The sequence below is a fragment of the Natrinema salifodinae genome, assembly GCF_900110455.1.
GTDB classification, from domain to species: domain Archaea; phylum Halobacteriota; class Halobacteria; order Halobacteriales; family Natrialbaceae; genus Natrinema; species Natrinema salifodinae.
In genome coordinates this window covers 129,305-150,339 of the sequence record NZ_FOIS01000002.1, presented here as the reverse complement: position 1 = coordinate 150,339, position 21,035 = coordinate 129,305, and the positions used below count along the sequence as shown (strand labels likewise).

The 21,035-nt window shown below is 67.2% G+C and carries 20 protein-coding genes and 1 pseudogene; 13 read left to right on the top strand and 8 right to left on the bottom strand.

Annotation, left to right across the window (positions count from 1 at the left end):
* Positions 1–2: 2 nt before the first annotated feature.
* Positions 3–896, top strand: a complete 894-nt coding sequence (locus BMY29_RS06175) for a bifunctional methylenetetrahydrofolate dehydrogenase/methenyltetrahydrofolate cyclohydrolase (protein WP_049990660.1) — start codon at positions 3–5, stop codon at positions 894–896.
* A 50-nt stretch (positions 897–946) separates the two neighbouring features.
* Here the strand turns inward: BMY29_RS06175 and BMY29_RS06170 are convergent, their stop codons facing one another.
* The 3 genes from BMY29_RS06170 to BMY29_RS06160 all read right to left on the bottom strand — a co-directional run bounded on the left by BMY29_RS06170 (position 947) and on the right by BMY29_RS06160 (position 4,358).
* Positions 947–1,297, bottom strand: a complete 351-nt coding sequence (locus BMY29_RS06170; RefSeq protein WP_049990659.1) for a PqqD family protein — start codon at positions 1,295–1,297, stop codon at positions 947–949.
* Positions 1,294–3,270, bottom strand: a complete 1,977-nt coding sequence (locus BMY29_RS06165; RefSeq protein WP_049990658.1) for an OPT family oligopeptide transporter — start codon at positions 3,268–3,270, stop codon at positions 1,294–1,296. The genes BMY29_RS06170 and BMY29_RS06165 overlap by 4 nt, the downstream gene beginning before the upstream one ends.
* A 377-nt stretch (positions 3,271–3,647) precedes the next feature.
* On the bottom strand, positions 3,648–4,358 hold the full coding sequence (locus BMY29_RS06160; protein WP_049990657.1) for a DUF7117 family protein: 711 nt from the start codon (positions 4,356–4,358) through the stop codon (positions 3,648–3,650).
* A gap of 355 nt (positions 4,359–4,713) precedes the next feature.
* Between BMY29_RS06160 and BMY29_RS06155 the strand changes: the two genes are divergently transcribed.
* The 5 genes from BMY29_RS06155 (at position 4,714) to BMY29_RS06140 (ending at position 9,594) form a co-directional block, all read left to right on the top strand.
* On the top strand, positions 4,714–5,412 hold the full coding sequence (locus BMY29_RS06155) for a hypothetical protein (RefSeq protein WP_049990656.1): 699 nt from the start codon (positions 4,714–4,716) through the stop codon (positions 5,410–5,412).
* Positions 5,413–5,711: 299 nt separating this feature from the next.
* Positions 5,712–5,858 carry a hypothetical protein gene (locus BMY29_RS20965; protein WP_173424913.1) on the top strand — a complete coding sequence of 49 codons (147 nt, stop codon included), beginning with the start codon at positions 5,712–5,714 and terminating at the stop codon, positions 5,856–5,858.
* A 495-nt stretch (positions 5,859–6,353) separates the two neighbouring features.
* Entirely contained in the window at positions 6,354–6,629 is a 276-nt protein-coding gene (locus BMY29_RS06150) for a PadR family transcriptional regulator (RefSeq protein ID WP_049990655.1), read from the top strand.
* A 244-nt stretch (positions 6,630–6,873) separates the two neighbouring features.
* Positions 6,874–8,196: an MgtC/SapB family protein gene (locus tag BMY29_RS06145; protein WP_049990654.1), complete on the top strand. Its 1,323-nt coding sequence runs from the start codon at positions 6,874–6,876 to the stop codon at positions 8,194–8,196.
* Between the two features lie 39 nt (positions 8,197–8,235).
* Positions 8,236–9,594, top strand: a complete 1,359-nt coding sequence (locus BMY29_RS06140; protein WP_049990653.1) for an aminotransferase class III-fold pyridoxal phosphate-dependent enzyme — start codon at positions 8,236–8,238, stop codon at positions 9,592–9,594.
* A gap of 95 nt (positions 9,595–9,689) precedes the next feature.
* Here the strand turns inward: BMY29_RS06140 and purD are convergent, their stop codons facing one another.
* Positions 9,690–11,045, bottom strand: coding sequence for a phosphoribosylamine--glycine ligase (gene purD / locus BMY29_RS06135; RefSeq protein ID WP_049990652.1), 1,356 nt, complete (start codon positions 11,043–11,045; stop codon positions 9,690–9,692).
* 146 nt (positions 11,046–11,191) lie between these two features.
* Here purD and thyA point away from each other — a divergent pair, with 146 nt between their 5' ends.
* A complete protein-coding gene (thyA, locus tag BMY29_RS06130; protein ID WP_049990651.1) occupies positions 11,192–12,208 on the top strand; it encodes a thymidylate synthase in 1,017 nt (338 codons plus the stop codon).
* Positions 12,205–12,744, top strand: coding sequence for a dihydrofolate reductase (locus BMY29_RS06125; RefSeq protein ID WP_049990650.1), 540 nt, complete (start codon positions 12,205–12,207; stop codon positions 12,742–12,744). The genes thyA and BMY29_RS06125 overlap by 4 nt, the downstream gene beginning before the upstream one ends.
* Before the next feature lie 35 nt (positions 12,745–12,779).
* Here the strand turns inward: BMY29_RS06125 and BMY29_RS06120 are convergent, their stop codons facing one another.
* Complete coding sequence (locus BMY29_RS06120) at positions 12,780–13,148, bottom strand: DUF763 domain-containing protein (RefSeq protein ID WP_049990649.1); 369 nt, start codon at positions 13,146–13,148, stop codon at positions 12,780–12,782.
* 19 nt (positions 13,149–13,167) lie between these two features.
* Here BMY29_RS06120 and BMY29_RS06115 point away from each other — a divergent pair.
* The 3 genes and pseudogenes from BMY29_RS06115 to BMY29_RS06105 all read left to right on the top strand — a co-directional run.
* A pseudogene (locus tag BMY29_RS06115) lies at positions 13,168–13,542 on the top strand (aconitate hydratase); the annotation flags it as partial.
* Positions 13,543–13,797: 255 nt separating this feature from the next.
* Positions 13,798–14,475: a CHRD domain-containing protein gene (locus BMY29_RS06110; RefSeq protein ID WP_049990647.1), complete on the top strand. Its 678-nt coding sequence runs from the start codon at positions 13,798–13,800 to the stop codon at positions 14,473–14,475.
* A gap of 185 nt (positions 14,476–14,660) precedes the next feature.
* Entirely contained in the window at positions 14,661–16,841 is a 2,181-nt protein-coding gene (locus BMY29_RS06105; protein WP_049990646.1) for a thioredoxin domain-containing protein, read from the top strand.
* 60 nt (positions 16,842–16,901) lie between these two features.
* Here the strand turns inward: BMY29_RS06105 and BMY29_RS06100 are convergent, their stop codons facing one another.
* Positions 16,902–17,288 carry a TlpA family protein disulfide reductase gene (locus BMY29_RS06100; protein ID WP_049990645.1) on the bottom strand — a complete coding sequence of 129 codons (387 nt, stop codon included), beginning with the start codon at positions 17,286–17,288 and terminating at the stop codon, positions 16,902–16,904.
* A 142-nt stretch (positions 17,289–17,430) separates the two neighbouring features.
* Between BMY29_RS06100 and BMY29_RS06095 the strand changes: the two genes are divergently transcribed.
* The gene (locus tag BMY29_RS06095; protein ID WP_049990644.1) at positions 17,431–18,426 is read left to right on the top strand and encodes a PLP-dependent cysteine synthase family protein; all 996 of its coding nucleotides are present in this window, start codon (positions 17,431–17,433) and stop codon (positions 18,424–18,426) included.
* A 130-nt stretch (positions 18,427–18,556) separates the two neighbouring features.
* Positions 18,557–19,273, top strand: coding sequence for a hypothetical protein (locus BMY29_RS06090; RefSeq protein WP_241471298.1), 717 nt, complete (start codon positions 18,557–18,559; stop codon positions 19,271–19,273).
* Between the two features lie 78 nt (positions 19,274–19,351).
* Here BMY29_RS06090 and BMY29_RS06085 read toward each other — a convergent pair whose 3' ends face one another.
* Complete coding sequence (locus tag BMY29_RS06085) at positions 19,352–20,278, bottom strand: alpha/beta fold hydrolase (protein WP_049990643.1); 927 nt, start codon at positions 20,276–20,278, stop codon at positions 19,352–19,354.
* Positions 20,275–20,919, bottom strand: a complete 645-nt coding sequence (locus BMY29_RS06080; RefSeq protein ID WP_049990642.1) for a DUF5804 family protein — start codon at positions 20,917–20,919, stop codon at positions 20,275–20,277. Before BMY29_RS06080 ends, BMY29_RS06085 begins: the two co-directional genes overlap by 4 nt.
* Positions 20,920–21,035: the final 116 nt, after the last annotated feature.

The following is a 21,035-nucleotide window of genomic DNA, read 5'->3' as shown; positions in this document are numbered from 1 at the left end:
CAATGACCGAGATCATCGACGGCGACGCCGTCGCGAGCCAGATTCGCGAAGACCTGACGGACGCGATCGAACGCCTGGCCGACGCGGGCGCGCGGCCCGGCCTGGCGACCGTGCTCATGGGCGACGACCCGGCCAGCGAGACCTACGTGAACATGAAGCAGCGCGACTGCGAGGAGGTCGGCATCGAGAGCTACCACGTCGACGTCGACGGCGACGCGCCGCCCGAGACGCTGTACGATGAAATCGCCGCCCTCAACGAGAACGACGACGTGCACGGTTACATCGTTCAGGCGCCCGTCCCGGACCACGTCGACTACCGCGAGGTCATCCGCCGCGTCGACCCCGCGAAGGACGTCGACGGTTTCCACCCCGAGAACGTGGGTCGCCTGGTCGCCGGCGACGCCCGGTTCCGCCCCTGCACGCCCCACGGCGTCCAGAAGCTGCTCGAGTCGGCCGACGTCGACACGGAGGGCAAGGACGTGACGATCGTGGGCCGCTCGGACATCGTCGGCAAGCCCCTCGCGAACCTGCTGATCCAGAAGGCCGACGACGGTAACGCGACGGTGACGGTCTGTCACTCGCGCACGGACGACCTCGCCGAGAAGACCCGCAGCGCCGACGTCGTCGTCGCCGCGACCGGCGTCCCGGAACTGATCGACGGCTCGATGATCGGCGAGGGCGCGGTCGTGATCGACGTCGGCGTCAACCGCGTCGACGCGGACAACGAGAAGGGGTACGAACTCGTCGGCGACGTCGAGTTCGAGAGCGCGAAAGAACAGGCCAGCGCGATCACGCCGGTACCAGGCGGCGTCGGGCCGATGACCCGCGCGATGTTGCTCTACAATACGGTCAAGGCCGCGAGCCTGCAGGAGGACGTCGACGTCGAACTGCCCTGAACTGCGCCGGATCGAAGGTTCTCCGAAACGCCGTTGAACGCCCGTTTTCTTCAGTCGTCCTCGAACTGGATTAGATCGCGTTCCTCGAGTTGCATGAGGAAGTGGGCAAGCGTCTCGTCGACCGGTTCGACGCGCTCGGCGTCGTGCGCGTCGGCGACGGCCGACGCGATCTCCGAGACGGTGTGGTCGCCGTCGCAGTGACGCCAGACGGTCGTCCCGACCGGATCGAGCGTGATCTCGCGTTCCCGGCTCGTCCCGAAGAGGTCGAACAGGAACCGATCGATCCGGTTTCGGGCCGACTTCGTCCACGCGATCGTGACCCGTCGTTCGCCGTCGACGACCGTCTCCTCCCAGTCGTCGGCGATCCGGATCGGGACGGCGGTCGGCCCGTGCGAACTCATCGGTCCGCCGCGTCGGGAGTGTTCCGGAGCACGCTGGCCACGAAGAGCCCGACGAGGGTGACGACGGCTACAACCCCGAGGACCGTCTGCGTCTCACCGGAGAGGCCGAGCGGGAACGGGGCGCCGCTCTCCGCGCCGGTTCCAGTGATGTACAGCGCACCGATGACGATGCCCATGATCGCCTCGCCGGTGATCAGGCCGGCCGCGACGATCCGGCCCCGAGAGGTCACGTGCTCGGCGAGCGAGCCGTCCTCGTCGTCTTTCCGGGCGACGTACCTGTCGATGCCACCGCGGAGCAGGCCGCCGAGGAAGATCGGCGTCGCCAGCGTGATCGGCAGGTAGATCCCGACCGCGAAGGGGAGAACGGGAACGTCCATCAGGATCAGCACGCACGCGAAGACGGCGCCGATGAGGATCATCCCCCACTGCGCGGTTCCCGTGAGCACGCCCTCGGAGATGAGCGCCATCATCCCCGCCTGCGGCGCGGGAATGGTGTCGCTGCCGATGCCGTACGCCTGGTGGAAGAAGTACAGGACCCAGCCGGCGAACAGCGCGGAGAGGGCGATCCCGATCACCTGCGCGAGTTGCTGTTTGCGGGGGGTCGCGCCGAGAAGGTAGCCGGTTTTTAAGTCCTGAGAGGTATCGCCGGCGACCGCCGCGGCGATCGCGACGACCGACGCCGTCACGAGCACGGCAACGGGATCGGTCACGCCGGTCGATTTCATCGCCAGCGCGGCGATCAGGATCGTCGCCACGGCCATCCCGGAGACGGGGTTCGAGGAACTCCCGACGACCCCGACCAGGTACGCTGAGACGGCCACGAAGAGGAACGCGGCGATCACGGCGATGACTCCGCCCAGCAGTCCGACCTGAACCTGCGGGACGGCGACCAGCGCGAGCGCAACGAGGACGGCGCCGACGACGACGACCTTCATCGGGAGGTCGCGCTGGGTGCGCTTTCGCGACTCGGTCGCAGCCGCCGCGGAGCCGCGGAGTTCCGCACCGGCGGTCCCCAGCGCGTCGACGATCGTCTCGCGCATCGAGATGATGGCGTAGAACCCGCCGACGATCATCGCACCCGCGCCGACGTAGCGGATATATGCGTCCCAGACCGCCTCGGCCTGGGTCATCAGCGCCGCGTCGGCGGCCTCCTCGGGGACGAACCCACCCGTGATCAGCAGCGGGATCAACATCAGCCAGGCGATCAGCCCGCCGCCGAAGACGTAGCCGGCGATCTTCGGGCCGATAATGTAGCCGACGCCGATCAGGGCGGGCGTGAAGTCGCCGCCGATGGCGAACCCGTCGGTTTCACCCGCCGAAAACGCCGTCTGGATCGTCGTCCGGAAGGCGGCCATGCCGTTGGCCAGCCACATGTAGAGGAAACTCACGAGGAACCCGAACGAGATGAGTTTCACGCCGTCGTCCCCGCTGCTACCGGCTTCGAGGACGTCGGCGCAGGCGGTCCCCTCCGGGTAGGGGAGTTCTTCGTGTTTGTCGACGATGAGATACCGGCGCATCGGGATCATGAACAGGACCCCGAGTACCCCGCCCAGAACCGCAACCGTCGCGGTCCCGGCGATGTCGATGGGCTGGTCGAGGAAGGTTACGCCCGCGATCGTGAAGATCACGCCGGCCGCCAGCGCCTCGCCGGCGGAGGTCATCGTCTGGACGATGTTGTTCTCCAGGAGCGTCCCGCCGATGCCGACCTGCCGGAGTCCGTAGAACAGGCCCATACTGATAACCGCCGCCGGGATGGACGCGCTGATCGTCATCCCCGAGCGCATCCCGAGGTACATGTTCGCGGTCAGCATCACCACGTTGAGCGCGAGTCCGATCGCGACCGCCTTGATCGTGAGCTCGGCGACACTCTTCCCCGCGGGGACCGTCGGGGTCGGCCCGTCGCTGCTCGCCTGGTCGCCTACTGTACGACTACCGCTCGGTTCCGTGCGTTCTTCCGATGGTCCGTGTGACATGATTGCGGATAGCGAACGACCCCCCGCGAAGCGCCGCATTTCCGGATCGTCGATCGAGAGTCAGCGATCGAACTGGATCGGCCGTCGCTTCCGAATTCGGTCGGTCCGAGACACGGGGTGGAGGGCGTCCGCTACGTTCGGTTCGACAATAGCCGGTCGCTGGTATAAAGGTGGTAAGATTTGACTTAGACGAATATTATATGATACCAAGTGTCATTACCGGGCGAAGCTCCCCCGTCGCGGGAGGGGTTCGGTTCCGTGATACCCCGTGCGACGGCTCGTTCACAGCGGTGTCATCGGGGTAAATATATTCGGAGACGGACGGGCGACCGAGCGAACTCAGGACGGCGGCTCCGGGGCTCCGGACCCGGACGGGGTTATTCGAGTCGTTCTAGACGCTCTTGGGACCGCGAGAACGCGAGCTCGTCGCCCCGCAGTCCGTTCGCCAGGTCGCGAGTCGTGTCGACGAGCCGTTCGGCGGTCCGCGGCTCGATGTCGCCGTCGAGCATCCGGATGCGTTTGACGTGCTCGCCGAGCGTCTCGAGCGCGCTCCGTTCGCTCGCGGTCAGATCGCGGTCCTCGGCCCAGGTGCGGACGTCGCGGCGGTACTCGCGGACCGCGTTCGCGTACGCGAGCCCGCGGGCCGACCGCAGCGTCTCCGGGACCTCCTCGACTGGCGGCCGTTCGCCCCGGTCGGCGTCGCGCAGCAGCGAGAGGAAGTACAGTTCCTCGCGGTCGTCGAGGCGGATCTCGCGGGCAACGATGTCGGCGACGTGCAGCAGTTCGATCGCGGCGAGATAGGTATCGTCGAGCTCGCGGAGGTCGCCGGCGTTGACGAATCCGCGGCGGCGGACGTACTCGCGACACTCCTCGCGAGCCCGCTCGGCGAGGTCGCCGGTCGCGGCCTCGTCGACGGCGTTTCGAACGGACGTGAGATCGAACGTGACCTGAAGGTCGGTGTGTTCGGTCCGTTCGTCGACGCCGACGCTCCGGAGGCTTCCGCAGGCCGGACAGCCGACGCTACCGGTCTCGTAGTACGACCAGCGGGTCCCACACTCCTTGCACTCGCGCTCACCCCGGATCTTCATGGCCGTCGCTACGGTCGGCAGGTCAAAAGGCCCTCCGGACCGGAGTCGGCGCGTTGATCGCGGTCACCGCGGGCAGTCAGTCGCAGTCGCGTCTCGGTCCGGTCCGACGCGGGACCGTCGGACCGTTCCGTCGACCAACAAGTGCTTGCGGAACGAAACCGCATTCGAGGGGGTTTCCTTCCGCACATTCGGTCTCGACGTCCGCTCGCCGAATATTTCCGTTTCTGATAGTTCCGGTTCGATGGTGATACGAGCGCGGTGATAGTCATCGGATGCTGGGCGTCGTTCAATAGGTGATTAACGGTCAGCAGGTGCAGGCCACATCGAAACCAGCGGGAACGTCCAACGAAGAGATATGTCCCGCCAACGACTGAATCGACGTACGTTCGTAACCGCGGCAGGAACTGCAAGCGCGCTCGCACTCGCCGGCTGTGCCGACAGCGGGCCCGGCGGGGGCAACGAGACCGAAGACGAAGAACCGGGCGAAACCGGCAACGAGACCGGAGGCGGGAGCGGCGACGAGACATACACGCTGACCGTCACCGTCGAAGACGACCAGGAAGAGCCGGTCGAAGGCGCGACCGTTACCGTCGAGGAAGCGAGCGGAATGGGCATGGGCAGCGGTGAAGACGGCGCGGGCAACGAGTCCGAGAACGAGTCGGACAACGCGTCCGAGAACGACACGGCTTCGGGCGACGAACTCGGGTCGGGCACCGAAGACAACGAGACGGGCTCCGAGGAAGGCGGAATGGGCAACGAGTCCGAGAACGAATCGGACAACGAGTCAGAGGGCGCGTCCGACGCCGGCGCCGGCGAGGACTTCCCGATGGAGGACGAGACCGACGAGGACGGCGAAGTCGAGTTCGAGGAACTCGAGGACGGCGAATACACCGTCACCGCCGACCACGAGGGCCAGGAGGCCGAAGACGACGTCGAGATCGACGGCGACGACGAGGAAGTCACGCTGACGCTCGGCGAAGACGGCGGTGGAGCGGGCAACGAGTCCGAGAACGAAAGCGACAACGAGAGCGAAGACGACGAGAACAGCAGCTAACTGTCATCTATCGTCGGTCCCTGCTGCGGGGACCGTGTCCCATCAGTTCCGCTCGGATCGGCACTGCGAACGATCGCTGCTCGGACCGCGCTTTTTCGATGGTGCTCCGCAATCACTGGTGTCGCCTGGCGACGACGAGCGCCGGCCACCGGTAATCGCAGCGACCGTTTCGCGGCGAAATCCCGGTCTGTGTGACCGAAACAGCGGACGCGACCGCGCAAACGCAGGCCGGCGGCTGGGGAGAGAACGGATAGCACGGCGAGGCGACTTTTTTGCCGCGTCGGACGGTAGAAGCGCGTATGCGCACCGAAGAAGAGATCCGAGAGCAGTACGAGTTCCTCAAAGAACACCTCGAGAGCGACGAGATGCGCCACGACGGGGTCGAAGAGATGTTTACCTACTACAAACGCGCGATCGGCTGGGTGCTCGAGGAGGAACACATCTGATCGCGGTTTGAGCTCGGAAGCGCGAGCAGGGCGAAACGCCCGACTGCGGGCGATTCTGTTCGCCGTTCGTCCGTGTCGTTACATTTAAGTACACACGGCGGAATCTTTCACGTGACGCTTCGCTTGGAGGGCCGAAGCGTCAGCGGGGACCAATTCAGGGCGGCAAGCGATCGCGTGACACTTTTCCGTCACGCGATTTGCTTTCCTGTTTCGACACTGATTCTCGATAGCGACGCGTCTCGTATTCGGAGTACGTCGATCGAAACAGACGAGCGCTCGCTCTCAACATCGACCAATATAATTGTACCGGAACGAAATGGCCGGACTGTAAACATGAACACCGAGTTATGTGTGTTTCAGCGGGCAATTCGTCACGGGCGTTATGGTTCGTTAGCGCTCGAAACGACTCCGCTCGCTGGTAATAGCCCTCTTTCGTTCGAAACAACCCGATAGCCTTATTAAAATTCGACAGTAAGTACGACTGGTACTTTCCCAATGTACGACCTGACAGGATTCCAGCGTGACTTGCTCTACGTCATCGCTGGCGAGGAGGAGCCCCACGGACTGGCGATCAAGGAAGAGCTCGAGGAGTACTACGAGAAGGAGATCCACCACGGGCGGCTCTACCCGAACCTCGACACCCTCGTCGACAAGGGGCTCGTCGAGAAGGGGCGCCGCGACCGCCGGACGAACTTCTATACGCTCACCCGCCGCGGCCGCCGCGAACTCGAAGCCCGGCGCGAGTGGGAAGGGCAGTACGTGGACCTATAGGGGGGTCCGCAACGCGGCGCCGTCCGCTTCTGCGTCCGTCCCGGAATTCGGCCGCGAGCCGATACTGCCAGTGTCCGCGTCCGATCGGGGCTCACCCACGCGGCGACCGTCGGGTCGGAACACTGCGACCGAGGGTAATCGCGGCAGATGCGTTCGGAGCTCAGGTCGACTCCACGCTATCCCGGGCCGCACCGCGCCGAACGCCGGCGGATCGCTTATATGCGATCACCCCGAACAGCCGGGAGTGAACGACGTCGCGTTGCAGGTCGCCGACGCGCCGCTTTCCGAGCCGGTCGTCCGAATGGCACTCGCGGGCGCGTTGGGGATGTTCCTCGGGCTCGAACGGGAGTGGTCGCAGAAGTCCGCCGGAATCCGAACGTTCTCACTTATCAGCCTCCTCGCCGCCGTCTTTACCGTCCTCGCCGTCGAGACCGAGACCGCGATCGGAACCACCGATACCGGCGCTATCGGGGCGAACCTCCTGTTGCTCGGCGGGTTGCTCGTAATCGTTCAGGGCGTGTTACTTGCGGTACAGGGACTCCTGAGCGAAGACGACGCCGGCCTCTCGCTGACGACGTCTGTCTCGATGCTCGTCACCTACGGGGTCGGCGTGCTCGTCACCGTCGGCTTCATCCTCGAGGGCGTCACCGTTGCGGTCCTCTCGTCGCTGCTGCTCGTGTTGAAACGCGAGCTCCACGAGTTCGCCTGGGGGCTCTCCCACGAGGAGATGCGCTCGACGACCGAGTTCGCGATCCTCGCGTTCGTCGTCTATCCGATCCTCCCGGCCAAGTACGAGCCCGAGATCGCGGGCCTGACCATTCCGCTGGAACCGAAGGTTATCTGGCTGATGGTCGTCGCCGTCGCGGGGATCGGCATCGCCAACTACGCGATCGTCTCGACCTACGGCGGGCGCGGCATCGCGATCACCGGCTTCTTCGGCGGCCTGGCCTCCTCGACGGCCGTCGTCGGGACGATGCTCGATCACGTCAACCAGCGGCCCGAGGCGTCTTCCTACGCCGTCGCCGCGATCCTGCTCGCCAACGCCGCCATGGCCGTCCGGAACCTCGCGATCGCGGTCGGCTTCACGGCTGGCAGCGGCTCCGACATCCTCGTCGAGGCGGTCGTCCCGCTGGGCGCCGTCATCGTCCTCGCGTTCGTTATCGCCGGCCTCACCGCCGACTGGGACGAGACCGGCCCGATAGAACTCGAGAGCCCGTTCTCCCTGAAGAACGCGCTCGGGTTCGGTGCCGTCTTCCTCGTCGTCCTCGTGTTCGGTTCGCTGGCCGAGACCTGGTTCGGGACGCTGGGCTTCTACGCGACGGCGATCGCCAGCGGCTTCGTCTCCAGCGCCGGCGCGACCACCTCCGCGGTCGTCCTCTACCGCGGCGGCCAACTCGGCGCGACGGAGGCGACGATCGCCATCCTGCTGGCGACGGTCTCGAGCATCGTCGTCAAGGCGCTGCTGGCGGCGACCTCGACGAACGACGGGTTCCGCAACCGGGTCGCGGCCTACAGCACGGTGTTGCTGCTCGGCGGGGCGGTCGCATCGCTGTTGCTCCTCGTCTAAGACTCTAGTACTTTACTTACCGGCGAGTAATGCACCGGTATGGACAGAGCAACGGCCGAACCGCAGGTCGAGACGGTACCGGGCGAGCGAGCCGGCGAGTGGGCCGACTACCACCACGAGTTCGCCGCCCCGAGCACGTACGTCTACGAGTTCGTCTGGGACGCGACCGCCGAGGCGACGGGTCCGTTCTGTACCGACGTCGACGGCAACGTCCTGCTTGACTTCACGAGCCACGTCGCGGCGGCGCCGCTCGGCTACAACAACCCGGCGATCCGCGAGAAACTCGAGGCGTTCGACCTCGTCGACCCGTTGAAGATCGCGGGCCAGGACTTCTACGTCAGCGGCGGCGGCCCGCCGGACGACCCCGACTTCCCCGGTCCGACCCAGTTGATGGACCGCCTGGTCGCGATGACCGACCACTACGACATGGATCGGGTCTTCCTCTCGAACTCCGGCGCGGAGGCCGTCGAGAACGCGATCAAGATCTGCTACGCCGCGGGCGGCCACCGCGCGTTCACCTTCGACGGGGCCTTCCACGGTCGGACGCTGGGCGCGCTCTCGCTGAACCGTTCGAAGGCCGTCCACCGCAGCGGCTTCCCCGAGGTGCCGGGCGTCGTCAGCGTCCCCTACCCCGCGACCGACGAGGCCTACGAGATCCGCTGGCGGACCGACGGGCCAGGCGGGAACGTCGTCGCCGACGCGCTCCACCCCGAGCGCGGCGTCGTCGATCCGGACGAAGTGGCCTACCTGATCCTCGAACCGATCCAGGGCGAGGGCGGCTACCGGGTTGCCCACCCCGAGTTCGCGCGCGACCTCGAGGAACTCCGCGAGGAGTACGGCCTCCGGATCATCGCGGACGAGATCCAGTCCGGGTTAGGCCGGACGGGCGAGTTATGGGCCGTCGATCACCTCGATCTCACCCCGGACGTCATCACGAGCGGCAAGGGTCTGCGCGTGGGCGCGACGATCTCGCGATCCGACGTCTTCCCCGAACAGAAGGGCCGACTCTCCTCGACCTGGGGCGCCGGCGACCTCATCGCCGCCATGCAGGGCGCGCTCACGATCGACGTCATCCACGAGGAGAACCTGCTCGCGAACGTCCGCGAGCGCGGCGACCAGCTCCGCACGCGACTCGAAGACGCCATCGCGGACGGCGAGGCGCCAGGCGCGGTCGACGTGCGCGGGCGCGGGCTCATGCTCGCCGTCGAGTTCGACGCCAAGGACCGCCGCGACGCGGTCCTCGAGACCGCCTTCCGGAAGGGCCTGCTAACCCTCGGCTGCGGCTACAAGACGCTTCGCCTGCTCCCGCCGCTTGACGTCACCGAGCGGGAGATCGATCTCGGCGCGGACCTCCTCCTCGAGACGATCGACGAGGTCGCGGACGGGAACGACGCGTAATCCAAAAACCGAGCGGTTGGATTACTGACATCTTCGGTCGGGATCGGAAACGGTGTGCCGATCGCAGACGTTCCGGACGCAGGGCGAACCGAGCCCTACTCGCCGCGGAGTTCGTTCACGTGGTCGATCCGGCGCTGAATGAGGGCGGCTTTTCCGATGTCGTGGCGCACCCGTAGTCCCTCCTCGCCGGCGACAGCGAGCGCGTCCTCGGCGATCTCCTCGGCCTCAGCGATCGAGTCCGCCAGGCCGACCACGGCGAACGACCGGGAGGTGGTCGTGTAGATGCCGTCGTCGCGCTCGTCCACGCTGGCGTAGTACAGCAGGGCGTCGTCGGCGCTCTCTCGCGGGTCGCTTTGCTCCCCGCTCGAGTTCTCCGTGGCGCGTACGGTACGCGCCACGCTCTCTTCGTCGATTTCGACCTTCGCACCGGCTTCGGGGTCGGTTGGATAGCCCGCCGGCACGGCGTACTTGCAGACGGTCGCCTGGTCGGCGAACTCGAGGGCCGGCAGCGACTCGCCGTCGCGGGCGGCGGTGAGCACGTCGAGGAAGTCCGTCTCGAGGACGGGCAGGGTGTTCATCGCCTCGGGGTCGCCGAAGCGGGCGTTGAACTCGACGACCTTGGGGCCGTCGGTGGTTAGCATGAACTGACCGTAGAGGATGCCCCGGTAATCGTCGAGGGCGTCGACGGTGGCCTCGATGATCGAGACCGCCCGGTCGTAGTCGTCCTCGGTCATGAACGGCAGTTCGGGGGTCGCGTCGGAGTAGCTCCCCATGCCGCCGGTGTTGGGCCCTTCGTCGCCCTCGTAGGCGCGTTTGTGGTCCTGGACCGCGGGCGCCGTGCGGAACTCGCCGTTCGCGACGAACGCCTGGATGGTGAACTCCTCGCCGACCAGGCGCTCTTCGAGGACGATTCGGTCGTAGTCCGAGTCGCGGATGTACTCCTTGCCCTCCTCGGCGGTGACCTGGTCGCCGATGACCTTGACGCCCTTGCCACCGGTGAGGCCGGCGGGCTTGATCGCGAGGTCGCCGTCGTACTCGTCGATGTATTCGCAGGCGGCCGCCGCGGTGTCGAAGGTCTCGAAATCCGGGCAGCCGGGAATGTCGTGCTCCCGCATGAACCGGCGCTGGAAGGCCTTATCCGTCTCGATGCGGGCGTCCGCCTCCTTCGGGCCGAAGGCGTAGATCCCGGCGTCCTCGAGTTCGTCCGCGACGCCGGCCTCGAGGGGCGCTTCGGGACCGATGACGGCGAGGGTCGCGTCGACGTCCTCGGCGTAGTCGACCACGGCCTTCGGGTTGGTCGTCTCGAGCGTCTCGAATCCGGTCGCGATCTCGGCGATCCCGGGGTTCCGGTTGCCGGCGCAGGCGTACAGGTCCGCCTGGCTGTCCGCGAGCGCGCGGGCGACGGCGTGTTCGCGGCCGCCGCCGCCGATCAGGAGCACGGTCTCTGCCATGGTCGATAGCGGAACGCACGAACCTGTAAGCGTTGCTCTTTCACCGCGGCCGAAATATGCACGTTCGTGCTTGCACGCGACCGGCTCCGTTCGGTCGGATCGACGTGACGTAACCATCATAAATGCGCGTCCGAATGAGGACGACAATGCAACAGTACCTCGACCTCGTCGACGCGGTCCTCTCGACCGGGACCCACAAGCCCAACCGGACCGGCGTCGACACGATTTCGTCGTTCAGCGAGCACTACGAGGTCGATCTTCGGGAGGGGTATCCCCTGCTCACCACCAAGGAGATGGACGGCTACCGGTGGAACTCGATGCTCCACGAGGTCTGCTGGTACCTCTCCGGCGAGGAGCACATTCGAACCCTCCGCGAAGAGACCAAGATCTGGGACGCCTGGGCCGACGATGAGGGCCGGCTCGACACCGCCTACGGCCGCTTCTGGCGACGGTTCCCCGTTCCCGACGACGACGCGCGACTCGAGGGCGAGTCCTGGCCCGATGAGGCCCACCGGTGGGTCACCGAGGAAGCCGACGGGCGGACGACCTTCGACCAACTGCAGTACGTCATCGACACGCTCTCGGACTCGCCGAACTCGCGCCGACTCGTGGTCAACGCCTGGCACCCCGCCAACGCCGCCGTCTCGACGCTGCCGCCGTGTCACTACTCGTTCGTCTTCAACGTCCAGGGCGACCGGCTGAACTGCCACCTCACGCAGCGCTCGGGCGACGTCGCGCTCGGCGTCCCCTTCAACGTCGCCGCGTATGCGCTCCTGACGAAAGTGATCGCCCAGCAGACCGGCTTCGAGCCGGGCACCTTCGCTCACACCGTCGTCGACGCCCACGTCTACTGCGGCCGCGGCGAGCGCGGTGACTGGTACGCCGACAACCTCGACGCCCTGCAGTCGCGCCTGGCCGACGTGGACGACCGCGAGGAGTACCGAGACGTCCGGGAGTGGCTCGAGTCCGAAGCGCCGCCCGAGGCCGAGGGTGACGAGCGCCTCGATCACGTCCCGGGACTGCTCGAACAGCTCTCGCGGGAGCCCCTCGAACGGCCGACGCTCGAGGTCGCGGACGTCTCGATCGACGAGTTGGCGTACGAGGACGTCGAGTTGAAGGACTACGAGTCCCACGACGGGCTCACGTTCGCAGTGGCCGAATGAGCGAGGCCGATTCCGCCCCGCCGAACGCCGATCGCGAACTCGTCGCCATCGCCGCCGTCGCCGACAACGGCGTCATCGGGAACGACGGCGAGATGCCCTGGCACGTCCCCGAGGACCTCCAGCACTTCAAGGAGACGACGATGGGCCACCCGGTCGTCATGGGTCGGGTCACCTACGAGGGCATCCTCGAGGCGCTCGGCGAGCCGCTGCCCGGCCGGACGACGATCGTGCTGACGAGCCGGGACATCGAAACCCCGGAAAACGCCGCGGTCGCGCACGATCTCGAGAGCGCGATCGACGCCGCGGAGCGGGCCGCCCGCGAGCGCCACGACGGCACCGACCGGATCTTCGTCGCGGGCGGTGCCACCGTCTACGAGCAGTTCCTGCCCGCGATCGATCGCCTGGTCGTGACGGAAGTCCACGACGACCCCGACGGGGACACGCACTTCCCCGACTGGGACCGGTCGGCGTTCGAGGAAGTCTCGCGGGACGAGCGCGACGGATTCGCGTTCGTCGAGTACGTCCGCCGCGACTGAGGCCGAAAGCGAACTATTCTGCGCCGCGTCCGGCGTTACTCGAGTTTCGCCAGGCGCTTCAGCGACTCCTGTTTCGTCTCCCGCTCGAGTTCCGCGCCGTCGAGCATCGACCGCAGGTGATCGATCGACTCGTCGTAGCGTTCGCGCTCGACCGGGTGGGGCGTCCCGTCCTTGCCGCCGTGGGCGTAGGCGTACTTCGCCGGGTCCTCGCGGGAGCTCTCGGTGTCGGAGACGAGTTCGGCGATCAGCGCGAGCGCTCGGAGCGAACCGGGGCCGATCCCCTCGAGTTCGACCAGTTCCTCGTAGTCGTCGGGCTGGTACTCGTAGGCGCGCTGGAGTTGCTCGAGCGCGCTCCCGTCGATCTCGGCGGGCGTCTTCCGCGAGGTCGCCCCCTTGCCGCCCACCACGACGACGCCGTGGCCCGGATCCTGCTCGAGCCGCGACTGGGCCGCGAAGGGGTTCAACCTGCTCGGCATCCGCGCGACCATCGGCCAGAGCTACGAGCGCATCTACCGCGACAACCTCCTCGGCATGGGCGTGCTTCCGCTGCAGTTCGAGGAGGGCGAGGGCTGGGAGGAACTCGGACTCGACGGCACCGAAACGTTCGAGATCCGCGGCCTCGACGACGGCCTCGAGTCGATGGCCGAACTCACCGTCGTCGCGGAAGACGAGGCGGTCGAGACGACCGAGTTCGACGTGACCGCACAGGTCGGCACCCCCGCCGCCATCGAGTACGTCGAAAACGGCGGCGTGCTCCACCTCGTGCACCGACGCCTGCTCCAGGAAGGGGCGCAGTAGCGACCCCGAGCTCGAGTTTTCCGGTCTTCGGTCGACTTCGTATCGCGTACTGACACATCTGTCGATCGACACCCGATCGCTGACGAACGAATAGCGCGACGCGGCGACGATTCGTGACCGAACCCACCGTGGTAGATTCGGGGATAAACGTTTGAGTTCAGTGCGATGAACACCTCATTACGATCGTCCGTTCCGTGTAAGCGTGAGAGAACTATGTCGGAGTCCGTCGTTCGTACGAGGGAGGTATCAAGAGAGATGCATGATCTCGACTCCACGCGACGAACAGCGCTGAAAGGACTCGCCCTGCTCGGCATCGGGACGACCGGTATCGGCACCGCGGCGGCCGACGAACACCACAGCGACGATGACCACCACGATGACGCCCTCGGAAATGGCGGGCAGTCAGCCCCCTCCGATCTATTCGTCGCCCATCTCGGGCCCCAGGAGGACGTCGACTCGGACGCGCAAGGGATGGCGATCGTTCAGGAACGACAGGACGGGCTGAAGTTCGCCGTCCAGGTCTCGAACCTCGAGAACGCGTTCATGGGGCACATTCACGAGGACGAAGTTCTCGGACCGATCGCCGTCTGGCTGTACGACTTCCAGACGCAGGACGAGCGCCTTGAGGAGGGGCAGTTCTCTGGTCTCTTGGACGTCGGGACGATCACCGACGAGGCCATCGCGGAAGGACGAGTGGCGGAAGCCGAGTCGGAGTCCGTCGACGACTTGATCGAAAAGATCGAGGCCGGCGAGGCGTACGTGAACATCCATACGGAGGAGTACCCCAGCGGTGAAATTGCCGGATCTCTGGTCCCGGTCGATTCGTCAGGTATGATGCCGCACGGTGACCTCGACGATTCCGGTCCCGAATCCGAAACCAACGAATCGACCAATGGGACCGAAACCGACTCCGATACCGACACGTACGGCTGACGGATTCGCCAACGAGTTCCGTGACACCGTCTCGGATCGGTCGGGCTCGGCCAAGAGCCACATCGAAACGGGTCCGGACCCGAACTGGCGATTTTTGCGCGATCGAGGGGCTTCCGTCCGCCCGTCGCCGGCGACCTCGAGCGGCGCACGCCGACCTTTTACAGCGTCCGGCCGTAGAGGGCCCCATGAGCGACCCCACTCAGCGCAACCGGCTCGACGAGGAGGAGAGTCCCTACCTGCGCCAGCACGCGGACAACCCCGTCAACTGGCAGCCCTGGGACGAACAGGCCTTAGCGGCCGCGAAGGAACGCGACGTCCCGATCTTCCTCTCGGTCGGCTACTCGGCGTGCCACTGGTGTCACGTGATGGAGGAGGAAAGCTTCGCCGACGAGGACGTCGCCGACGTCTTGAACGAGAACTTCGTCCCGATCAAGGTCGACCGCGAGGAGCGCCCGGACGTCGACAGCATCTACATGACCGTCTGCCAGCTCGTGACCGGCCGGGGCGGCTGGCCGCTGTCGGCCTGGCTCACCCCCGAGGGCAAGCCCTTCTTCGTCGGGACCTACTTCCCGCGGGACGGGAAGCGGGGCCAGCCCGGCTTCCGCGACCTCTGTCAGCGCATCAGCAACTCCTGGGGGAGCGCGGAGGACCGCGAGGAGATGGAACACCGCGCCGAACAGTGGACCGACGCGGCGAAAGACCGACTCGAGGAGACGCCCGACTCGGCGGGCGTCGACGCCGGCGCCGCGGAGCCGCCGTCCAGCGACCTCCTCGAGCGGGCCGCGGACGCCGCACTCCGGAGCGTCGACCGGGAACACGGCGGCTTCGGCTCCGGCGGTCCGAAGTTCCCCCAGCCCTCCCGGCTTCGCGTCCTCGCGCGGGCGTACGATCGCACGGGCCAGGCGACCTATCTCGACGTGATCGAGGAGACGTTGGACGCGATGGCCGCGGGCGGGCTCTACGATCACGTCGGCGGCGGCTTCCACCGCTACTGCGTCGACAAGGACTGGACGGTTCCCCACTTCGAGAAGATGCTGTACGACAACGCCGAGATACCCCGCGCGTTCCTGACCGGCTACCAGCTGACCGGCGAGGAGCGCTACGCCGAAGTGGTCGCGGAGACCCTCGAGTTCGTCGAGCGAGAGCTGACCCACGACGAGGGCGGCTTCTTCAGCACGCTCGACGCCCAGAGCGAGTCGCCCGAGACCGGCGAGCGCGAGGAGGGGGCGTTCTACGTCTGGACGCCCGACGAGGTCCGGGCGGTCCTCGACGACGAGACCGACGCGGCCCTCTTCTGCGAGCGCTACGATATTACCGAGTCGGGCAACTTCGAGGGGCGGAACCAGCCAAACCGCGTGACCGACGTCGCGACGCTCGCCGACGAGTTTGACCTCGAAGCAAGCGAGGTGCGGGAGCGACTCGAGTCGGCCCGCCAGCAACTGTTCGAGGCCCGCGAGGAGCGGCCGCGACCGAACCGCGACGAGAAGGTCCTGGCCGGCTGGAACGGCCTGTTGATCTCGACCCACGCCGAGGCCGCGCTCGCGCTCGGCGAGGACGACTACGCCGACGCCGCCGTCGACGCGCTCGAATTCGTCCGCGACCGGCTCTGGGACGACGAGGAAGCGCGACTGTCGCGCCGGTACAAAGACGGGAACGTCAAGGTCGACGGCTACCTCGAGGACTACGCCTTCCTGGCGCGCGGCGCGCTCGACTGTTACCAGGCCACCGGCGAGGTCGACCACCTGGCCTTCGCGCTCGAGTTGGCTCGGGTCATCGAGGACGAGTTCTGGGACGCGGACCGCGGGACCCTCTACTTCACGCCCGAGAGCGGCGAGTCGCTGGTGACCAGGCCCCAGGAGCTGAGCGACCAGTCGACGCCCTCCGCGGCCGGCGTGGCGGTCGAGACCCTGCTCGCGCTCGACGAGTTCGCCGACGCGGACTTCGAGGGGATCGCCGCGACCGTCCTCGAAACGCACGCGAACCGGCTCGAGGCGAACGCGCTCGAGCACGCGACGCTGTGTCTCGCCGCCGACCGCCTGGCGGCCGGCGCGCTCGAGATCACCGTGGCCGCCGACGCCCTCCCGGACGAGTGGCGCGACCGGTTCGCGTCGCGGTACCTCCCCGATCGGCTGTTCGCGCTGCGGCCGCCGACGGAGGACAGCCTGGCGGACTGGCTCGACCGCCTGGGGCTCGAGGAAGCGCCTCCGATCTGGGCGGACCGGGAGGCCCGCGACGGCGAGCCGACGCTGTACGTCTGTCGCGATCGGACGTGTTCGCCGCCGACCCACGACGTCGAGGAGGCCCTCGAGTGGCTCGGTGACGAGACCGACGCTGACGTCGGCGACGTCGAAGACGTGCCGTTCTGACGGGCGTCGAACGGCGAGAAAAGCGGGTCCGCGAACGCGGCGTCGACCTCGACTCGGCTTTCAGGCCGCGTCGGCTTCGAGCGCGGCTTCGATCTCCTCGGCGAGCCAGACCGCCGGCGGGACATCCTCTTCCTCGACGAAGCGGGTGATCTCCTCGCCGTCGTCGGTCTCCACGACGATCGTCGGGATGTACTCGACGCCGTACTCCTCGACGCCCGGTCCCTCCTTGTCCTTGTCGACGCCGACCTCCTCGATGCGGTCCTCGGGGACCTCGGCGGCTTCGAGCGCGGCGCCGAAGTCGGGCAACAGGGCGCGACAGTCCTTGCACCAGTCGCCGCCCCAGACTTTGTACACCAGTTCGTCGTTGTGCGCTGCGAGCGTGTCGACGGCCGCCTCGTAGGACGCCGCGTCCCACGTGGGGTTCGGCCGCATGGTCTCGAGACTCATACGGACGACTTGCGCCCCGGCGGGCTTAACCCCGGTGTTTCTGGCAGAATCGTCACCGCATCGCGGCACCGCTATCTGAGACACCGGCACGTCCTGCCTGTGTCCAGCACCGGTTTACGTCTCGAATACCTACGGGTTGCCAATGAAAGGGAGTATCCTGGACACCATCGGGTCGCCGCTCGTCCAGGTCGACTCGCCGGACGGGGCGACGGTCGCCGCGAAGGTCGAATCGTTCAACCCCGGCGGATCGGCCAAGGATCGGCCGGCTCGCGAGATGATCCGGGCCGCCGAACGCGAGGGCGCAATCGAACCGGGCGACTGGCTCGTCGAACCGACGAGCGGGAACACCGGGATCGGACTCGCGCTCGTCGCTGCCGCGCGGGACTACGACCTGACGATCGTCATGCCGGCGGACAAGTCCAAGGAACGCCAGCAGGTCATGGCCGCCTACGGGGCCGACCTCGAACTGGTCGAGGGCGACATGGAAGACGCCCGCGCCCGCGCCGAGGAACTCGAAGCCAAAGGCGCGATCCAGCTGGGTCAGTTCGAGAACCCTGCGAACCCGAAGGCCCACTATCAGACGACCGGCGAGGAAATCCTCGAGCAGGTCGGCGACCGCGAGATCGACGCCTTCGTGGCCGGCGTCGGCACCGGCGGCACCATCTCGGGTACCGGCCGCCGCCTCCGCGAGGCATTTCCCGACATGGACATCATCGCCGTCGAACCCGAGCGCAACGCCGTCCTCTCGACCGGCGAGTCCGGCGACGACGACTTCCAGGGCATGGGGCCGGGCTTCGTCAGCGAGAACCTCGATCGCGACCTGATCGATCGCGTCGAGACGGTGACAATCGAGAACGCCGAAGAGGAGTGCCGCCGTCTCGCCCGCGACGAAGGCATCCTCGTCGGCCAGTCCAGCGGCGCGACGAGTCTCGTCTCCCAGCGCATCGCCAGCGAGATCGCCGACCCCGCCGTCGAGTGTCCGGAGGTCCCGACCGCCTTCGACGAGGCCGACGGGACGCAACCGGCCTCGCCCGAGACCGACGGCGGCCAGGCGGTCGACGGGGAGGACTGCCCGCTGGTCGTCACCGTCTTCTGGGATAGCGGCGAGCGGTACCTCTCGACCGGACTCTTCGACTGATCGATTTCCCGCCGCGGCCGCGATTTTCCGCGCGAATCGAGTGTCGTCCGTCGTCGAGCGACGGGGCACGAAAAGAACTCTTTCACCTAGCCGAACCTCCTTTAGTCGTTCTTGCGTACGGTCGGGTACGATGACACGCTCACGACCCTCCATGCGGCGACGGACGCTGGTCTTCGGAACTGCATCTCTGCTCGCCCTCTCCGCAGGCTGTCTCGCGGACGAACTCGGCTCGGAATCGGATGGCGAGACCGACGACGGCACCGGTTCGAACGGGAACGAGACCGACGGCGACGAGACCGATCCCGGGTCGGACTCGGACCCGGAGGCGGACCTCCCCGACGGCCTGGCCGACTACGAGACTCGCGCCTATCAGGAACCGGAGCGCTCGACCGCCCCCGACGTCGAGCTGCTCACGGATAGCGACGGCACCGACCGCTGGCTCGACGAGCGGACGGACCAGGCCGATTCCCTCGCCGACTTCGTCGACGAGACCGACTTCGAGACGTCGATACTGGTGTCGCTCGAGGCCGGCGCGCCGAATCCTTGCCACGAGTTGGCGCTCGAAGCGATCGATATCGAGGACGACGCGCTCGTCCTCGAGGCGGCGGTGGGCGAGGCCGACGAGGATGACGGAGATGGCGGCGAAACGGAGACCCAGGCCTGTATCGCACAAGAGACGACCGTCGGTCGGCTCGTCCGCGCGACGTTCGAGTCGGCGCCGCTGACGGACGTCTCGGCGAGCATCACCGATCGGAACGGCCAAACGTCCGAGTTCAGCGTCGCAAGCGAGAGCGCGTCCGAGAGCGCGAGCGAAAGCGACGCCGGGTCCGAAAGCGGCGGCTCGTAGACAGCGTCTCGGCGCGAAAACGGTACCAGCTAGCTAGTCCGCGAAGCAGCGACGGGACGGGGACGCCCGGCGACGAGCCTATACGCCGTCGCCGTCGATATCGCCCGCATCGTCGGCACAGAACGACGTCAGCACCTCGTTGAACGCGTCCGGCCGCTCTCGCGGCGTCCAGTGACCGCAATTTTCGAGAACCGTCAGTTCGGCGTCGGGGATCCGGGCGGCCGCGCGCTCGGACCAGGCCGCCGGGATGAGCGGGTCGTCGGCGCCATGGACGAGCAGCGTCGGGACCGACAGGGAACCGAGGTCGTCGGTGAAGTCCGTCCGGACGGTGCCGCTCGCGAGGAGTTCGTTGCGCTGGAACGCCTCGAAGGCCTCGCCGGCGCTTCGCCGGCCGGCGCGGGTCCGGAAGTCCTCGACGAATTCGGGGTCGAGCGCCGCGCCGTCCGCGACCAGGCGACTGAGACTGAGCCGGGCCATCTCGTTCGAGAGGCCGACCGCGGCCCAGCCCAGGGCGTTCGCGCCGGGGACGTGGGCCATCGTCTTCCAGAGCGCGCCGGCCGGGATCCGCGGGCCGAGCCCGTAGCTGTCGACGAGGGCCAGGCGGTCGATCCGATCGGCGTGGTCGAGTGCGGTCCCGAGCGCGACGCCGCCGCCCATGGAGATGCCGACGAGCGTCGCGGATTCGAGGCCCATGTCGTCGAGAAACGAGACGAGCAGATCGACGTAACTCTCGATCGAGTGCTCGAAGTCGGGGCCGGCCTCGCTGTCGCCGTAGCCCGGCCAGTCGGGCGCGTACACGCGGTGGTCCTCGGCTAGCGTGTCGATCGCGTGGCGCCAGGAGAGCGTCGAATCGTCGACGCCGCCGCCGTGGAGGAGGACGACCGGCGAGCCCTCGGTGCCGGCGCGCCGGTAGGCCAGGCGGCAGCCGTCGATGGTTGTGATGCCGGTACCGCCGACGTCGGCCGTCGGTGCAACCGTCGCGGTCGAAGTCGAGAGGCGAGTCATGGAGAGTATTCGGCTTCGGTCAGTCGGACGACGAGGGTGTCCTCGACGTCCCGGAGGTCGTAGTCGGGTAGGTCGCCGTCGGTCCGGCGGACGTACAGCGGTTCGACGAGCCGGTAGGTCGGCCCGGCGGCGCCGGATCGATCGGCGTCGTCCTCGCCCGCATCGTCCGCGGGAGGGGAGGACGGTCCACCGTTTTCAGGGGCTCGGTCGTTATGGGCCTTCGGGCTCGCGTCCGGATCCGAACTCCCGCCCCCGCCAGACGCGGCACCTGCGTCCGAATCGTCGGGCGACTGCGGTGCCGCGCCGATCCGCTCGAGACCGTAGATCTTGCAGAACTGGGCCGTCTCCTCGGGCTCGACGTCGCCGTTGCGGAGCTGGCGCGCGAGCGGCCGCGAGAGCCACTCCTCGTCGCTGACGCTCGGTTCCTGAACGAGCGCCTCGTCGACGAACCGCGTGAGATACCAGTTCAGGTCGTTCAGCAGCGAGACGGCGGCGCCCACGCTGACGGTCCGGAGGGAAAGCGAGTTCTCGAACGGCCGCTCCAGATCGTAGGTCGCCAGGGCCTCGCGAGCCGTCTCCCGGGAGAGCAGTTCGTACTGGAGAGTGGTCTCGTCCTCGCCGATGAGACAGACGCGGGTCACTACACTGAGGTGGGGACGACGCTGTAATGTCGGTTTCGGCTTTTCGACGATGCGAACGCATTCGGGCCCGCCGGTGGATAGGGGTCTCGCTTGCGATGGAAACCGGTTCGAACTGA

Excerpts from the sequence above, each read along its gene's own strand:
- BMY29_RS06160 (WP_049990657.1), bottom strand. The coding sequence starts at position 4,358 with ATGAAGATCCGGGGTGAGCGCGAGTGCAAGGAGTGTGGGACCCGCTGG.
- BMY29_RS06085 (WP_049990643.1), bottom strand. The coding sequence starts at position 20,278 with ATGACTCGCCTCTCGACTTCGACCGCGACGGTTGCACCGACGGCCGAC.
- BMY29_RS06100 (WP_049990645.1), bottom strand. The coding sequence starts at position 17,288 with ATGAGTCTCGAGACCATGCGGCCGAACCCCACGTGGGACGCGGCGTCC.
- BMY29_RS06110 (WP_049990647.1), top strand. The coding sequence starts at position 13,798 with ATGCATGATCTCGACTCCACGCGACGAACAGCGCTGAAAGGACTCGCC.
- BMY29_RS06095 (WP_049990644.1), top strand. The coding sequence starts at position 17,431 with ATGAAAGGGAGTATCCTGGACACCATCGGGTCGCCGCTCGTCCAGGTC.
- purD (WP_049990652.1), bottom strand. The coding sequence starts at position 11,045 with ATGGCAGAGACCGTGCTCCTGATCGGCGGCGGCGGCCGCGAACACGCC.
- thyA (WP_049990651.1), top strand. The coding sequence starts at position 11,192 with ATGCAACAGTACCTCGACCTCGTCGACGCGGTCCTCTCGACCGGGACC.
- BMY29_RS20965 (WP_173424913.1), top strand. The coding sequence starts at position 5,712 with ATGCGCACCGAAGAAGAGATCCGAGAGCAGTACGAGTTCCTCAAAGAA.
- BMY29_RS06105 (WP_049990646.1), top strand. The coding sequence starts at position 14,661 with ATGAGCGACCCCACTCAGCGCAACCGGCTCGACGAGGAGGAGAGTCCC.
- BMY29_RS06140 (WP_049990653.1), top strand. The coding sequence starts at position 8,236 with ATGGACAGAGCAACGGCCGAACCGCAGGTCGAGACGGTACCGGGCGAG.
- BMY29_RS06090 (WP_241471298.1), top strand. The coding sequence starts at position 18,557 with ATGACACGCTCACGACCCTCCATGCGGCGACGGACGCTGGTCTTCGGA.
- BMY29_RS06170 (WP_049990659.1), bottom strand. The coding sequence starts at position 1,297 with ATGAGTTCGCACGGGCCGACCGCCGTCCCGATCCGGATCGCCGACGAC.
- BMY29_RS06165 (WP_049990658.1), bottom strand. The coding sequence starts at position 3,270 with ATGTCACACGGACCATCGGAAGAACGCACGGAACCGAGCGGTAGTCGT.
- BMY29_RS06155 (WP_049990656.1), top strand. The coding sequence starts at position 4,714 with ATGTCCCGCCAACGACTGAATCGACGTACGTTCGTAACCGCGGCAGGA.
- BMY29_RS06150 (WP_049990655.1), top strand. The coding sequence starts at position 6,354 with ATGTACGACCTGACAGGATTCCAGCGTGACTTGCTCTACGTCATCGCT.
- BMY29_RS06125 (WP_049990650.1), top strand. The coding sequence starts at position 12,205 with ATGAGCGAGGCCGATTCCGCCCCGCCGAACGCCGATCGCGAACTCGTC.
- BMY29_RS06175 (WP_049990660.1), top strand. The coding sequence starts at position 3 with ATGACCGAGATCATCGACGGCGACGCCGTCGCGAGCCAGATTCGCGAA.